Consider the following 14408-nt stretch of genomic DNA (forward strand, 5'->3'; position numbering starts at 1 on the left):
GGATCGCAAGAGCTGCAGAAATGAGGCCGACAGACGAGCGTCTAGTACCCCTCGAACCGGGCCGGACGCTTGTCGATAAATGCCTGCATGCCTTCCTTCTGATCCCGTGACGCAAACAGCAGCGCATTGGCCTTGCGCTCCAGCGCCAGGCCGGCTTCCAGCGGGGCGTCCATGCCCGCCAGGATCACCTCCTTGATCTGCTCGGCGGCCAACGCCGGCATCGCCGCGATGACGCGTGCCAGTTCCAGTGCGTGGGCCTGGACCTGGTCATCGTCCACCAGGTCGCTGACCAGCCCGGCTACCCAGGCTTCCTCGGCACTGATCGGTTGCCCGGTGAGTGCCATGCGCATCGCCTTGACCTTGCCTACCGCCCGCACCAGCCGTTGGGTGCCACCGATGCCGGGCATGATGCCAATACGAATTTCCGGTTGGCAGAAGCGCGCGCTGCGTCCGGCAACGATCAGGTCGGCGTGCATCGCCAGTTCGCAACCACCGCCGTAGGCGTAGCCGCAGACGGCCGCAATCACTGGTTTCGGACAGTGCTGGATCGGCCCCCAGACCCGCTCGGTGTGGCGCTTGTAGATATCGATGGGGCCGACCCCGGCCATGCTGGTGATGTCGCCACCGGCAGCAAACACCTTGTCACCGCCCGTAAGGACGATGCACCGCACCTCGGGATCAATTGCCAGCTGGCTGAAATAGCGCGACAGCAGCGCCTGCAATTCCAGGCTCAAGGCGTTGGTCGCCTGGGGGCGGTTGAGCCGCAGCAGGGCGACGCCGGGCAGCGGGCGTTCGAGCAGAACCGGTGCAGCAGATGAGTCGGACATGGGCATTCTCGAAGACCAGAGAGGGTATCAATGGCGCCAGTGTCCGGTTCACGGCGCTGAATTTTCATCGTCCGTTCAGACGTAGTTTGGCCTGCGGTTCGTCCCTAGAGTGGCTCTTGTCAGTAGAAAAGGAGCACATGATGGAGCTGCATTCGGGTCTTGATTACAGCGGCAAGGTGGTGCTGATCACCGGTGGCACCAAGGGCATCGGCGCTGGTATCGCGCTGGGATTTCTGGCCGCGAACGCACGGGTGATTGTCTGTGCCCGGCGCGAACCTGAGCAGGTGCCGACAGCGGGAGGCAAGCATGCGACCTTCATTGCCGCCGATGTACGTGACCAGGATTCCCTGCAACGACTATTCGCCACCATCGAGCGAGATTTCGGACGCCTCGATGTGGTGGTCAACAACGCCGGAGGCAGTCCTGCCGCCGACGCCGCCACGGCCTCGCCCAGATTTCATGAAAGCATTATCGGGCTGAATCTCATCGCGCCACTCAATGTCGCCCAGCACGCCAATCGCCTGATGCAGGCACAGGTGCAGGGTGGCTGCATCATTTTTATCGGCAGCATCAGTGCGCTGCGTTCCTCGCCAGGTACGGCCGCTTATGGCGCGGCGAAGGCCGGCGTGCTGGCGTTGGTGCAATCGTTGGCGGTGGAGTGGGGCCCCAAGGTGCGGGTGGTTACAGTCAGCCCGGGGCTGGTGCTGACCGAGCAGGCGCATCTGCACTACGGCACGCAGGCCGGTATCGATGCTGTCTCTGCCGGCATCCCGGCTGCACGCATGGCGGTGGCCGAGGACATTGCCAACGCATGCCTCTATATCGCATCACCGCTGGCCAGTTACGCCAGCGGTTGCAACCTGTTGCTGCATGGCGGTGGTGAACGCCCGGCGTTTCTCGGTGCTGCGCAAGTTCTGCCCACCTGATCGACCTAATGCGGCAACCGGGTTCGGTAGCCGCCTTCAATGTGAAGGAGACGACTTTGGCTGATCCACAACTGCTATCCAATGTGCGCGCCCTGGTAGGGCGCCAGTACGGCCGGGTGTATGCCTGGGACGAGGTCAATGCCCCGATGATTCGCCAGTGGTGCGAAGTCATGGGCGTGGACAACCCGCTGTACACCAACCCGGGCTTTGCCTTGGGTACCGAACATGAGGGCCTGATCGCGCCGCCTGCGATGTTGCAGGTTTGGACCATGGAAGGCCTGCACGCCAATAACTATCCGCCCGGCTCCACCACTGAGAACCCTTACGAGGTGCTCAAGGAAATGGAAGCCTACGGCTATGCCTCCACAGTGGCGGTGAACTCCGAGCTGAGCTTCACCCGCCCGCTGCGCCTGGGGGAAAAACTCTACTACACCACGCGCCTGGATTCAGTTGGCGATGAGAAAACCACCGCCCTGGGCACCGGCTTCTTCGTCACTCTGATAATGAGCCACTTCGTGGAAAAAGCCGGCGGCGACGAGCCGGTGGGCGAGTTGCTGTTTCGCGTATTCAAGTTCCGTGCGGCGAACGCCCAGGCTCCAGCCAAGGTGGAAGCGGCACCGGTCAAGGCCAAGCGCCCGTTGCCGGGAATCAGCGACGACACGCGGTTCTTCTGGGAAGGCTGCGAGAAGGGGCAGTTGTTGATCCAGCGCTGCACGGCCTGCCAGACCCTGCGGCATCCACCGGCACCCGTTTGCATCCAGTGCCACAGCTTCGACTGGGACACCCTGCAGGCCAGCGGTCGCGCCACTTTGTATTCATTCGTGGTGATGCACTACCCCGAAGTGCCGCCGTTCGATTACCCCAACCCGATTGGCCTGATCGAACTGGAGGAGGGTGTGCGCCTGATCGCCGGGCTGGTCGGCATCGAGCGCGAGCAACTGCAGATCGGCCAGCGTTTGCAGGTCGAGTTCCAGTCCTTCGATGACCAACAGACCCTGCCGTTATTCCGGCCGGTAGAGGCATAGGAGCCACCATGGATTTCGAATTGAGCGAAGACCAGCGCGCCATTGCGCAAATGGCCGATGGCCTGTTTGTCGACCATTGCCATGATGACTACATGCGCCAGTGGGACACCAGCGGCGAAGCGATGATGGCGCCGTTGTGGACGTTGTGTGTCGAGACCGGCCTGCATGCCTTGGCAATCCCCGAAGAGCACGGTGGCAGCGGCCTGGGCATGACTGAGTTGATGCTGGTGCTGCAAGCCCAGGGTAAGGCCCTGGCCCAGGTGCCCTTGTGGCGTCATCAACTGGCCGCTGCGACCCTGGCCCGGTTTGACGCCGTCGACAATGGAGGGTGGGTTGCCAGGGCGGCATCCGGCGAGGTGCTGCTGAGTCTGTCTGTCGATGGTTTGAGCAGTGCGCTCGGCATCGAACTGCGAGCCCGTGCTTGCGCCGACGGCTGGTTGATCGACGGCCGGGTTGCAGCCTTGGCGTTGGGTGATCAGTCCCAGGCGGCGCTGGTGTTGGTAGAAACCGAAAACCAGCCGCGCTTGCTGCTGCTCGACCTTTCGGCGCCCGAGATACGACGGGTGTCGGCGGTGCTGACCCACGGCGAAGCGGTGGCCGACTTACACATCCAGGGTTTGACCGTGAGCGCCACCTCGCTGTTACCGGCTGAAGCTGTCGCCTGGCTTGAACTTCGCTGCACAGCGGCATTGGCGTCCTTGCAGCTGGGTGTCAGCGAAGAGCAGATCCGCCGCACCGTGGCCTACGTCAGCGAGCGTCGGCAGTTCGAACGGGTAATCGGCAGCTTCCAGGCGGTGCAGATGAGCATGGCCGATACCCATATCGCCGTCGAAGCCTTGCGTACGACCTTGTGGCAACTGGTCTATCGCATCGATGCCGATATGCCAGCGCCCAGTGAAGCGCTGGCCACTGCCTGGCTGGCCTGTGAAGCGGGGCACCGCATTGGTCACACCGCGCAGCACGTACATGGCGGCATCGGCGTCGATCTGACGTACCCGATCCACCGTTTTCTCTACTGGAGTCGCGGCTTGTCCCTTGCCTTGGGTGGCTCGGCGGCAAACCTGGAACGCCTGGGCGACTGGCTCAACGATAACGACAAGCTGGGATGGAAATATGACCTCGAAGAACACCAAGCGCTTTGAAGACGTGCGCCCCGGCGAAGTACTGCCGCAGCTTGCGGTGCCGATCACGGTGACCCTGATCAACGGTGGTGCGATTGCCACCCGTGACTACTTTCCCGGTCACCACGACGCGGAGGCGGCCCGAGCCCTGGGTTCGCCCCACGTGTTCATGAACATCCTCACCACCAATGGCCTGGTGCAGCGATTCATCGAACAGTGGGCCGGGCCGCTGGCGCAATTCAGCGCACTGAAAATCAAACTCGGCGCACCGAATTATCCCGGCGACTGCATGACGTTCAGTGGCAGCGTCAGCGCAGTCGATGCGGACACCCGCTCGGTGGAAATCACTTTGAGCGGCAAAAATTCCATGGGCAACCACGTGACCGGCACGGTCGCGCTGGTCCTGCCCTGACAGCCGGAGAGACACAGATGACTGATTCATCGATTTCCGGGCGTGCCGCGATCGTTGGTCTGGGCGCGACCGAATTTTCCAAGAACTCCGGACGCACCGAATTGCGCCTGGCCATGGAGGCCACCTTGAGTGCGCTCAAGGATGCCGGCATCGATCCGTCGGAGGTAGACGGCTTCAGCTCCTACTCGGTGGACAAGGTCCCCGAGTACGAAATTGCCCGTCTGCTGGGGTGCAAGGACGTCAAATTCTTCTCTCAGGTGCCCCATGGCGGCGGCGCTGCCTGTGGGCCGGTCATGCACGCGGCGATGGCGGTAGCCACCGGTGTGGCGAAAGTGGTGGTGGTGTACCGGGCCATGAACGAGCGTTCCTGGTACCGCTTTGGTACCGGCAACTACGGCTTTGCAGCTTCGCCGATATTCGACAACGTCAACTACGGCTGGTACATGCCCCACGGCTTCCATACGCCGGCAGCCTGGGTCGGGATGTTCGCCCAGCGTTACATGCACACTTATGGGGCCACCAGCGAAGACTTTGGCCGGATCGCTGTGGCCGCGCGGGATTTTGCGGCGACCAATCCCCAGGCGTTTTTCCACGGTAAGCCGATCACCCTGGAAGAACACCAGGCCTCGCGCTGGATCTGCGAGCCGCTGCACTTGCTCGATTGCTGCCAGGAGTCCGACGGCGCCGTGGCGATGGTGATTACCTCCGCCGAGCGCGCCCGTGACCTTCGGCAGAAACCGGTGACCATCAAGGCTGGCTCCCAAGGCATCAGCCACGGCCAGCAGAGCATGACCTCGTTCTACCGCGACGACATCACCGGGCTGCCGGAAATGGGCGTGGTGGCCCGCGAGTTGTATCGCCAGTCAGGCCTCGGCCCGGAGTCTTTCCAGACGGCGGTAATCTACGACCATTTCACTCCGTTCGTGCTGCCACAGCTGGAGGAGTTCGGCTTCGTCAAACGGGGTGAAGCCAAGGAATTCATCCGCGCCGGGCATCACGCCCGTGGCGGCAAGCTACCCATCAACACCCACGGCGGGCAACTGGGTGAGGCCTACATCCACGGCATGAACGGGATCGCCGAAGCGGTCCGCCAGGTGCGTGGGACGGCAGTCAACCAGGTGGCGGATGTGCAAAACGTACTAGTCACCGCCGGCACCGGCGTACCCACCAGCGGCCTGATTCTCGGCGCAGCCTAAGGAGCAGCAGATGTTCGTTGACCTCACTCCCGAACAACATGCCCTGCGCCATAAGGTGCGGGACTATTTCCAGGCCTTGATGACCCCGGACATGCGCGACCAGTTGCGGGGCAAGGAAGGCGGTGATCTATTTCGCCAGACCATCCGCCAGATGGGCCGCGACGGCTGGCTCGCGGTCGGTTGGCCAAAGGCCCACGGCGGCCAGGGTTACGCGGCCACCGAACAGTTGATCTTCTTTGAAGAAGCCAACATCGCCGGCGCGCCACTGCCGTTCGTCACTATCAGCACCGTCGGCCCTTCCTTGATGGCCCATGGCAGCGAGCTGCAGAAGGAACGTTTTCTGCCTGGCATTGCGGCCGGTGAAATCATGTTTGCCATTGGTTACTCCGAACCCGACGCTGGCAGCGATCTGGCCGTGCTCAAAACCAGTGCCCGCCAGGACGACGAAGGCTTCCTGGTCAATGGCAACAAGCTGTGGACCTCAGGTGCCGAATCGGCCGATTTCGTTTGGCTGGCGGCCCGGACCGATTCGACTCAGGCGAGGCATAAAGGCATATCGCTGTTGATCGTCGACACTACGACGCCGGGTTTCTCTCATACCCTGATCCCCACCACGAGCATTCCGACCACGGCCACCTACTACGACAACGTACGGGTGCCCAACGAAATGCTGGTGGGCCAGTTGCACGGCGGCTGGAAGTTGATCACCTCGCAACTGAACCATGAACGCCTCGGCCTTGGCACCTGGTCGGACAAGGTCGTGGCGCTGTTTCGCCGGGTCTATCTGTGGGCGCGGGCCTGTGACGAACAGGGCCGTCGAGCGATGGACAAGGCCTGGGTGCGCAGCTCGCTGGCCGAGTGTTACGCGCGCCTGGAAGCGATGCGCCTGATCAATATGCGTATTGCTGCCGACCTGGACCGCGATCGGATGGACGTGGCGCTGAGCTCGACCACCAAGGTGTTCGGCTCGGAGTCGGCCATCGAGATCCTGCGCAAGCTGGCGGGGATCCTCGGCGCCAACGGCTCAATGCGCAGTGGCTCGGCAGCGACCCTGCTGCAGGGAGAGCTGGAATTCGAGTTGCGCAGCTCACCGACCCTGACCTTTGGCGGCGGCACCAATGAAATCCAGCGTGAGCTGATCGCCCAGTTTGGCCTCGGCATGCCGCGCACCCAACGCTGACGCTGGTCCATCAACAACAAAAACGTACTCGGCCCGGTTCCGGCGCGGGTCGAAGGGGACTTTCATGAGCACTATCGAGCAATTTCGGCACGACACTCGTGCCTGGCTGGAGGCTAACTGCCCGCTGTCAATGCGCACCGGTATGGCTGAAGGCGATGTCGTGTGGGGCAGCCAGAACCCGCAGTTTCCGTGCGAAGACGCACGACTGTGGTTTGAACGCATGCGCGACAAGCGCTGGTTCTGTCCCGAGTGGCCTGAAGAATACGGCGGCGCGGGCCTGAGTGACGAGCAACTGGCGGTGCTGGAAAGCGAGATGCGCCGCATCAAGTGCCGGCCGCCACAGATCAACCTTGGTATCTGGATGCTCGGGCCGGTGCTGCTGGCGTTTGGCAGTGAGCAACAGAAACGCGATCTGCTGCCTCCCATTGCCCGTGGTGAAGTGCGCTGGTGCCAGGGGTTCTCCGAACCAAACGCCGGTTCCGACCTGGCCAGCCTGAAAATGGCCGCTCGCGATGCAGGCGATCACTTCATCGTCGACGGCAGCAAGATCTGGACCTCCTACGGCGACAAATCCGACTGGATGTATGCCCTGGTACGCACCGATTTCAGTGCACCGAAACACGAAGGCATCAGCCTGATCGTACTGGACATGCGCAGCCCGGGCGTCAAGCCGCAGCCGATCGATTTGATCAGCGGCAAGTCGGCATTTTGCCAGGTGTTCTTCGACGCGGTGAAAGTCCCCAAGAGCCAGTTGATCGGGCCGTTGAACGGCGGCTGGACTCTGGCCAAATACCTGCTGCAGCACGAACGTAAGGCGATGTCGAAGTTCGGTGAGTTCAGCCTGCCGTCGCACTTCGACCTCCTGGCGCTGATGCGCGAGTACGTGCCGGCGCCACAGACCCAGGGCGAGCATGCCCTGCAGGCCCGGGCCACGGCCTGTGCGATGAATGAACAGGCCTACAACCTGACCGTGCAGCGCATGGGTGAGGAGGCGCGGGCCGGCGACGACATCGGCGGCCTGATGTCGATCATGAAACTGGTGCACACCGAGCAGGAGCGCGACAAGTTCGAAGTGCTGCTCGATGCCATGGCCGGGCACGCCTTTGGTTGGGAGAGTGGTGCGTTCAGCGAGCAGCAACTGGCGGTGACCCGCTCCTGGTTGAACAGTTATGCGCTGACCATTTCCGGCGGGTCCTCGGAGGTCCAGTTGAACGTTATCGCCAAGCGCGTGCTGGGCTTGCCGGACGCCAAAAAAGGAGTTGCTGCATGAGCCTGCGTTATAGCGATGAACAGCGTTTGCTGGCCGACAGCGCCCGGGACTTTCTCGCCGCCCGCAGCCCGGTCAGTGCCCAGCGCCGATTGCGCGATGAGGCCGTAGCTTTCGGCTTCGAACCGCAGCTGTGGCGTGAAGCCGTGGAGTTGGGTTGGAGCGCGATTCCTTTTCCGGAAGACTTTGGCGGTCTGGATTTCGGTTGCAAGGGGCTCGGTCCAATCTTCGAATCCATAGGGCGCAATCTGTCCGCCACGCCGCTGTTGTCCAGTGTGGTACTCGGTGGGTCATTGGTTCTTCTGGCGGGCAACTCGGCGCAACAGACACGTTGGCTGCAAGCTGTGATCGGTGGTGAGCAGCGCCTGGCCCTGGCCGTGGACGAACGTTCTCGCCACAACCCGAGCCACATCGCCCTGGCGGCCAAGGCCGATGGACAGGGCTATTGCCTGCACGGCGACAAATTCTGGGTGATCGACGGGCTGGGCGCCGATGCCTATGTAGTGGCGGCCCGCACCAGCGGCCAGCCAGGCGACACTCAAGGTATCAGTCTGTTCCTGGTGCCGGCCGATAGCCCGGGGGTGACCATCAGCGCCTTGGGGTTGATCGATTCGCGCAACAGCGCCCGCCTGCGACTGGACGAGGTGCGCGTGGGCAGCGATGCCTTGCTGGGCAACCTGGATGAGGGTTGGTCCGTGCTGGAAACCGCACTGGATCGCGGCCGCACCTGCCTCGCGGCGGAGCTGTTGGGGATGGCCGAGCAACTGTTCGAAACCACCCTGGAGTACCTCAAGACCCGGGTGCAGTTCGATACGCCGATTGGCACTTTCCAGTCGCTGCAACACCGCGCTGCGCAAATGTACATCGATCTTGCGCTGAGCCGCAGCGCCCTGATGGCCGCTTTGGCGACCCTGGATGACGCCGGTCATGACGCTCGGGCACGTGCTCGACTGGTCAGCCTGGCGAAATGGAAAGCCGGCGACACCGCGCTCAAAGTCGCCAATGAAGCCGTGCAGATGCACGGCGGCATAGGCGTTACCGACGAGCTCGATGTCGGCCTGTACCTCAAGCGCGTTCGTGTGGCGCAGAGCTGCCTGGGGGATCGGGATTTCCATTGCGAACGCTACTGCGCCCACGCCTGAACCCCTGTGGGAGCGGGCTTGCCCGCGAACGTGGAGTGTCAGGCAATGAGGATGTTGAATGTGCCAGCCTCTTCGCGGGCAAGCCCGCTCCCACAGGTCTCTCGGTTGTTCTGGAGATACACAAATGAGCATTGAACGCTGGCAAACCGCGTGGCGACAACTGATCGCCCCCGGTGCGCCGTTTGAGGTGGTGACGTCCGATGACGGCGCTCCACGTTACTTCCGGCACGCCGCGCGCGATTTGACGCAGGTTTTCGACGCCGGTCGGGTCCACGGTGACCGTGAATTCCTGGTCTGGCAAGCGCAACGCCTGACCTTCAACCAGTTCTTCGATCAGGTTGATCGACTGGCCGGGCAAATGGTGGCTCGTTTCGGACTGCAGCCCGGCGAGCGCGTGGCCATAGCAATGCGTAACCAGCCAGCGTGGCTCGTGGCGTTCGCCGCGATCGTGCGCTGTGGTGCGGTGTGTGTGCCGCTAAACAGTTGGGGGCTGCGCGACGAACTGCAGTACGCGCTGCAAGACAGCGATTCGCGCCTGCTGGTGTGTGATGAAGCACGGTTAAATACCCTGCATGAAGATTTGGCCCGTGAGCAGCGAGGCACGATAGTCGTCGGGGCGCAGGAAGCTTCGTCGCCCGAGTACTGCCTGCGATTCGAAGACTTGATCAACGCCCCGATATTGCCGGCACCCACGCTGGAAATCGATCCTGACGCGCCAGCACTGATCCTCTACACCTCGGGCACCACCAGCCGCGCCAAGGGCGCCGTGTCCAGTCACCGGGCAATCTGCCAGGCACTGTATGCCCTGGATTTCCAGGGTGCGTTTTGCGCCATGAGCTCACCCGAGCGTATCGGCGTGGTGATCAACAGTGGCTATGCACCTACCACATTGGCGGCAGTACCGCTGTTCCATGTCAGCGGCTTGCATGCGCAGTTCCTGTCGGCACTGCGCGGCGGCCGGCGCTTGATGCTGATGTACAAGTGGGATGTCGAACAAGCCATCGACCTCATTCGCGATGAGCGTTGCACCCAGTTCAACGGGGCACCGGTGATGATGCAGCAACTGCTTGCTTCGCCACGTTTTGGCGGCGAGCACACCGCCAGCCTCTTCGGTCTTGGACTGGGAGGTGCAGCTTCGTCCGCCGGGGTGCTGGACAACATGCTCAAGCTCAAGCCCGACGTGATTGGCGGTGCCGGGTACGGCCTGACCGAAAGCAACGGGATCGGCGCTGCCATCGGTGGTGATCCGTTCGTGTACAAGCCGCAGACCGCTGGCTGGCCGCTGCCGATAGTCGATATTCATATCGGCGAAAGCCCTGGCCAGCCCCAGGTGGCCGGGACTCGTGGGGTGATCTGGTTGCGCTCCCCAACCTTGATGAGCGCCTACTGGAACCTGCCCGAAGCCACTGCGCAAAGCCTGCACGACGGTTGGCTCGACACCGGCGATATCGGTTACCTCGATGAGGAAGGGTTTCTCTACATCACCGGCCGGGTGAAGGATTTGATCAACCGTGGTGGCGAGAAAATTTCCGCCGCGGAAATCGAGACGTGTGTCCTCGATTTGCCCGGGGTTCTCGAAGCGGCGGCATTTGCCATTGCCGACCCGCTGCTGGGGGAGACGGTGGGGTTGGCCGTCCACGGCCAGGCTTCGACGCTGCCCCAGGAGGCACAAGTCTGCGCATTCATTGCCGAGCGCCTGGCCGCCTACAAAGTCCCGGCCCAGGTCTATCGGGTACTTGAACCATTACCACGCAATGCCACCGGCAAGGTGCTCAAGGCACAGCTGCAAGAAAAGTTAGGCGTCTGATTGCACCTTAGTCTTTCCGGACGATGTCGGGGCCGCCAGAACACGAACAATGGGTCCATCTCACACAGCCTTATCAGCGTAGGAGGCATTACATGAAAATAACAAGAACCGGTCTCATGCTCGCGGTCGCAGTCACAGCCAATAGCGGGCTGATGGTTTATGCGCACGCCGCAGTGTCACCTCAGGAAGCGGCCAAGCTGGGCAAGGAGCTGACCTGTGTCGGCGCCGAGCAAGCCGGCAACGCCGAGGGCACGATTCCACCCTACACCGGCAAGTACCTGGGCGAAGTACCGGGCTGGAACCATGTGAAATTTTCCGGGGACCAGCCAGTTGATCCTTATGCGGCGGAGAAGCCGATCCTGGTGATCACCGCGCAGAACATGAGCCAGTACGAGGCGCACCTGACCGAAGGCCAGAAGGCGCTGCTGAAGAAGTACCCGACCACCTACAAGATGAACATTTACCCAGGCCATCGGGATTTTCGTTATCCCGATTACGTCTGCCGCCGAGCGATGGACAACGCGTTGCACGCCAAGCTGGTCAACGACGGCGACGGTTTCACCGGGGTTGGCCAGGTCCCGTTCCCGATCCCCAAAAGCGGCGTGGAAGTGTTATGGAACCACCAACTGCCGGCCCGAGCCTACACGGAGGAAAAAACCTCCGACCTGGCCTCGGTCCTGCCCAACGGCAGCATTGGCTGGGGGCGTGCCTACGCGCGCAACCTGTCGTTGGCCAACTCACCCACCACCGATTCCCGCACCGAAGACAAACTCTCGGCCATGAGTAACAACATGACCCTGAAACCGGCCCGGGACAACGGCACCCTCAGCATTGCCCATGAACCCTACAACTATGGCACCGATGCGCGTCAGGCCTGGTCCTACAGCCCATCGACGAGGCGCGTGCGGCAACTGCCGGGTTATGGTTACGATCAGCCGATGATCGGCACCAACGGCACCATGACCGTCGACGAGGACCGTTTGTTCAACGGTTCACCGGAGCGTTTCTCCTGGAAACTGATCGGCAAGCGCGAGATCTATACCCCGGCCAACGCGTTCAAGCCTAATACCGGGACGGTCAAGTATGCCGACCTCCTGACACCCAATCATCCCAACCCTGACTTCATGCGTTACGAGTTGCGCCGCGTGTGGGTGGTGGAAGCCGACTTGAAGGAAGGCTTCCGTCATGTCTATGGCAAACGTGTGCTGTTCATCGACGAAGACACCTGGAACTCGGTGATGGCCGACAACTACGATGCCCGTGGGCAGCTTTGGAAACACGCCATGGTCAACTATTACTACCATCCTGACATGAGTGGCTGGCAGGCTGGTTCGCAGTTCTTCATGGACTTGAACTCCGGCCAATATACCGGCTACGGCATGACCAACGAGGCGAAGAAAGGTCCGATCCTCAACGAAGGCAAATTCACGCCGGACCAGTACACTGCGGATGCGGCACGGGCGATCGGGCGGTAACACCTAGGTCGCGGCAATGAAAAAAGCCCTATCGGATTTCGATAGGGCTTTTTTTTGGTTCTTGATCGCTCCCTGTAGGAGCGAGCTTGCTCGCGAAAAACCCGAGGGCGCTGCGGGCCATCTGGTTTAACGCGATATCGTCCACGACCAGCGCGAGCAGGCTAGCCCCTGCAAAGGGGAACGTCAGTTGATCGGCGCAGAGGTGATAGACCATTGCGGATCAAGTGACCCGCTCATCTCCAGTAGCCGTTTGTAACCGGTACGAAGAATGCGCCGCTCGCCTTGCAGCTTGACGCAGTGACCCTCGTAGGTAGCGCTGCCGTTGCGCTCGCCCGCATTTCTACGCTGACGGCCTGCAGGCTCTACACGCTGGCGCAAGGGCCTGCTTCCGGGCAAGGGAAGCAGGCCCTTTTTGGTTTTAAGGGGGAACTTACTGACAGGGTAATTCAAAAAAAAATGCCGCTGGAACCTGGCAAGGTTGCAGCGGCGTGGTGGTGCGCGGAGGTGGTCAGGCCGCCACGGGCCGTACCGCTGTGAGATGCGCCGCAGGGTCCTTCATCTGTTGTCGATAGCGCGGCAATGCCAGGGTCAGGAACACGCAGGCCAGCACCAGCATCGACACCGACGAAGCCAGGGCATAGCGCAGGGATTCACTGCCCAGGGTCGGCACGAAGAAATCGCTGAGCATGCCTACAAACAGCGGCCCGATACCGACGCCCAGCAGGGTCATGGCCATCACAAAAATGGCCGTGGCCTGTGCCAGCCGTGTGGCCGGGAACAGGTGGGTGATGGCGCTCAGGCACGGTGTTGCCCACCAGACACCAAAAAAAGAGAACGCGCTGTAGAACACAAACGCCTGTGGAACGGCGATGCTGCCGATGTAGAAGGCCGTGCCTTGGGGCCAGAGAAAGTACGAAAGAGCAAAGGGAATGCTGATCAGCGTACCTGCCAATGGCACACCGATTTGCCAGCCGACATCGCGCCGCGCCATGCGGTCGGTAAGGATGCCGCAGGCCAGGGTGCCGACAGTCGCACCGGTGCCACCCACCACGCCTACCAGGAAACCGGCCTCTTGCAGGTTGAGCCCGTGGGAACGGATCAGGAAGCTCGGGCTCCAGGTGCCGATGGCGTAGCCAGCAATCGCCGCCGCGCCGCCGGTGAGTACCAGACACAGGAACGAGGGCATGCGAAACAGTTCCACTAGCGTCTTGAGCCAGCCTTCCTGTTGCGCCACGACCTGACCCAGCGGCACAACGCGCTTGGGCGCACGCACGGTCAGCAGCAGAAGCAGACCCAGGAAGATCCCGGGGGCGCCGATCAGCAGGAAAGCGTAACGCCAGCCGTGGTGTTGGGCTATCCAGCCGCCGAGGCCCAGGCCGACAATCGCGCCCAGGCTGGAACCGAGCATTAACACCGACAGTGCAGTAGATCGGCGGTTCGCCGGGTACAAATCCGAGACCATGGCCACCGACGGCGCCGTGCCTCCGGCCTCGCCGACTGCCACACCGATCCGCGCCAGCACCAGGGTCAGGAAGTTGCCGGCCATGCCGCAGAGCATGGTCATCAGGCTCCAGGCAATGCAGCTGAAGGCGATCACCGGCTTGCGCCCGATGCGGTCCGACAGGCGCCCCAGCGGAAAGCCGAACACGGTATAGAACACCGCGAAGGTCACCCCCGAAAGCAGGCCGATGCCGGTATCGGAAATGCCGAATTCGAGCTTTACCGGTTCGATCAATATCGCCATCAGTTGGCGGTCGATGTAGTTGAACACATAGATGCTGGCGAGCACGAACAGCGCGTAGTGCGTTCGCCATGTCACGGGGGTGGATTGATTCACTGCGGGTGCTCCCGGTTTTGTTCTAGTTGACGCGATGCTCGGCGTGTCACGGGTTTTTCTCATCGTCCATTCAGACCATTTTTGCTCTGCGCACCGTCCTGTTCTGCAGGATCGCCGACCTAGTCTTGTCGGACGATGTTTCGCATGTGCTCACGGTCAATCATTCAGCCCATATTCGCTGGCCTGTCAGGGT

13 protein-coding genes are annotated in these 14408 nt (G+C 62.0%); 10 read left to right on the forward strand and 3 right to left on the reverse strand.

Annotation, left to right across the window (positions count from 1 at the left end; genetic code table 11):
- Positions 1–41: 41 nt before the first annotated feature.
- A complete protein-coding gene (locus tag AAEZ09_RS01235) occupies positions 42–827 on the reverse strand; it encodes an enoyl-CoA hydratase (protein WP_045058554.1) in 786 nt (261 codons plus the stop codon).
- Between the two features lie 140 nt (positions 828–967).
- Between AAEZ09_RS01235 and AAEZ09_RS01240 the strand changes: the two genes are divergently transcribed.
- The 10 genes from AAEZ09_RS01240 (at position 968) to AAEZ09_RS01285 (ending at position 12378) form a co-directional block, all read left to right on the forward strand.
- Positions 968–1753 carry an SDR family oxidoreductase gene (locus AAEZ09_RS01240; protein ID WP_350597724.1) on the forward strand — a complete coding sequence of 262 codons (786 nt, stop codon included), beginning with the start codon at positions 968–970 and terminating at the stop codon, positions 1751–1753.
- 56 nt (positions 1754–1809) lie between these two features.
- Complete coding sequence (locus AAEZ09_RS01245; protein WP_350597725.1) at positions 1810–2778, forward strand: bifunctional MaoC family dehydratase N-terminal/OB-fold nucleic acid binding domain-containing protein; 969 nt, start codon at positions 1810–1812, stop codon at positions 2776–2778.
- Between the two features lie 8 nt (positions 2779–2786).
- On the forward strand, positions 2787–3920 hold the full coding sequence (locus tag AAEZ09_RS01250) for an acyl-CoA dehydrogenase family protein (protein ID WP_350597727.1): 1134 nt from the start codon (positions 2787–2789) through the stop codon (positions 3918–3920).
- Positions 3892–4311 carry a MaoC family dehydratase gene (locus AAEZ09_RS01255; protein ID WP_045058550.1) on the forward strand — a complete coding sequence of 140 codons (420 nt, stop codon included), beginning with the start codon at positions 3892–3894 and terminating at the stop codon, positions 4309–4311. Before AAEZ09_RS01250 ends, AAEZ09_RS01255 begins: the two co-directional genes overlap by 29 nt.
- A 17-nt stretch (positions 4312–4328) precedes the next feature.
- Positions 4329–5507 carry a lipid-transfer protein gene (locus tag AAEZ09_RS01260; protein ID WP_122839811.1) on the forward strand — a complete coding sequence of 393 codons (1179 nt, stop codon included), beginning with the start codon at positions 4329–4331 and terminating at the stop codon, positions 5505–5507.
- A 10-nt stretch (positions 5508–5517) separates the two neighbouring features.
- Entirely contained in the window at positions 5518–6687 is a 1170-nt protein-coding gene (locus AAEZ09_RS01265) for an acyl-CoA dehydrogenase family protein (protein WP_205892367.1), read from the forward strand.
- Between the two features lie 64 nt (positions 6688–6751).
- Complete coding sequence (locus AAEZ09_RS01270) at positions 6752–7957, forward strand: acyl-CoA dehydrogenase family protein (RefSeq protein ID WP_045058547.1); 1206 nt, start codon at positions 6752–6754, stop codon at positions 7955–7957.
- Positions 7954–9096, forward strand: coding sequence for an acyl-CoA dehydrogenase family protein (locus tag AAEZ09_RS01275; RefSeq protein ID WP_350597730.1), 1143 nt, complete (start codon positions 7954–7956; stop codon positions 9094–9096). Before AAEZ09_RS01270 ends, AAEZ09_RS01275 begins: the two co-directional genes overlap by 4 nt.
- Positions 9097–9220: 124 nt before the next feature.
- Positions 9221–10903, forward strand: a complete 1683-nt coding sequence (locus AAEZ09_RS01280) for a class I adenylate-forming enzyme family protein (RefSeq protein ID WP_350597731.1) — start codon at positions 9221–9223, stop codon at positions 10901–10903.
- Between the two features lie 92 nt (positions 10904–10995).
- Positions 10996–12378, forward strand: coding sequence for a DUF1329 domain-containing protein (locus AAEZ09_RS01285; protein WP_350597732.1), 1383 nt, complete (start codon positions 10996–10998; stop codon positions 12376–12378).
- A gap of 183 nt (positions 12379–12561) precedes the next feature.
- Here AAEZ09_RS01285 and AAEZ09_RS01290 read toward each other — a convergent pair whose 3' ends face one another.
- A complete protein-coding gene (locus tag AAEZ09_RS01290; RefSeq protein WP_350597734.1) occupies positions 12562–12756 on the reverse strand; it encodes a hypothetical protein in 195 nt (64 codons plus the stop codon).
- A gap of 130 nt (positions 12757–12886) precedes the next feature.
- Positions 12887–14215, reverse strand: a complete 1329-nt coding sequence (locus AAEZ09_RS01295; RefSeq protein ID WP_122839818.1) for a spinster family MFS transporter — start codon at positions 14213–14215, stop codon at positions 12887–12889.
- Positions 14216–14408: the final 193 nt, after the last annotated feature.

It is taken from the genome of Pseudomonas sp. 65/3-MNA-CIBAN-0223, from assembly GCF_040310425.1.
GTDB classification, from domain to species: domain Bacteria; phylum Pseudomonadota; class Gammaproteobacteria; order Pseudomonadales; family Pseudomonadaceae; genus Aquipseudomonas; species Aquipseudomonas gregormendelii.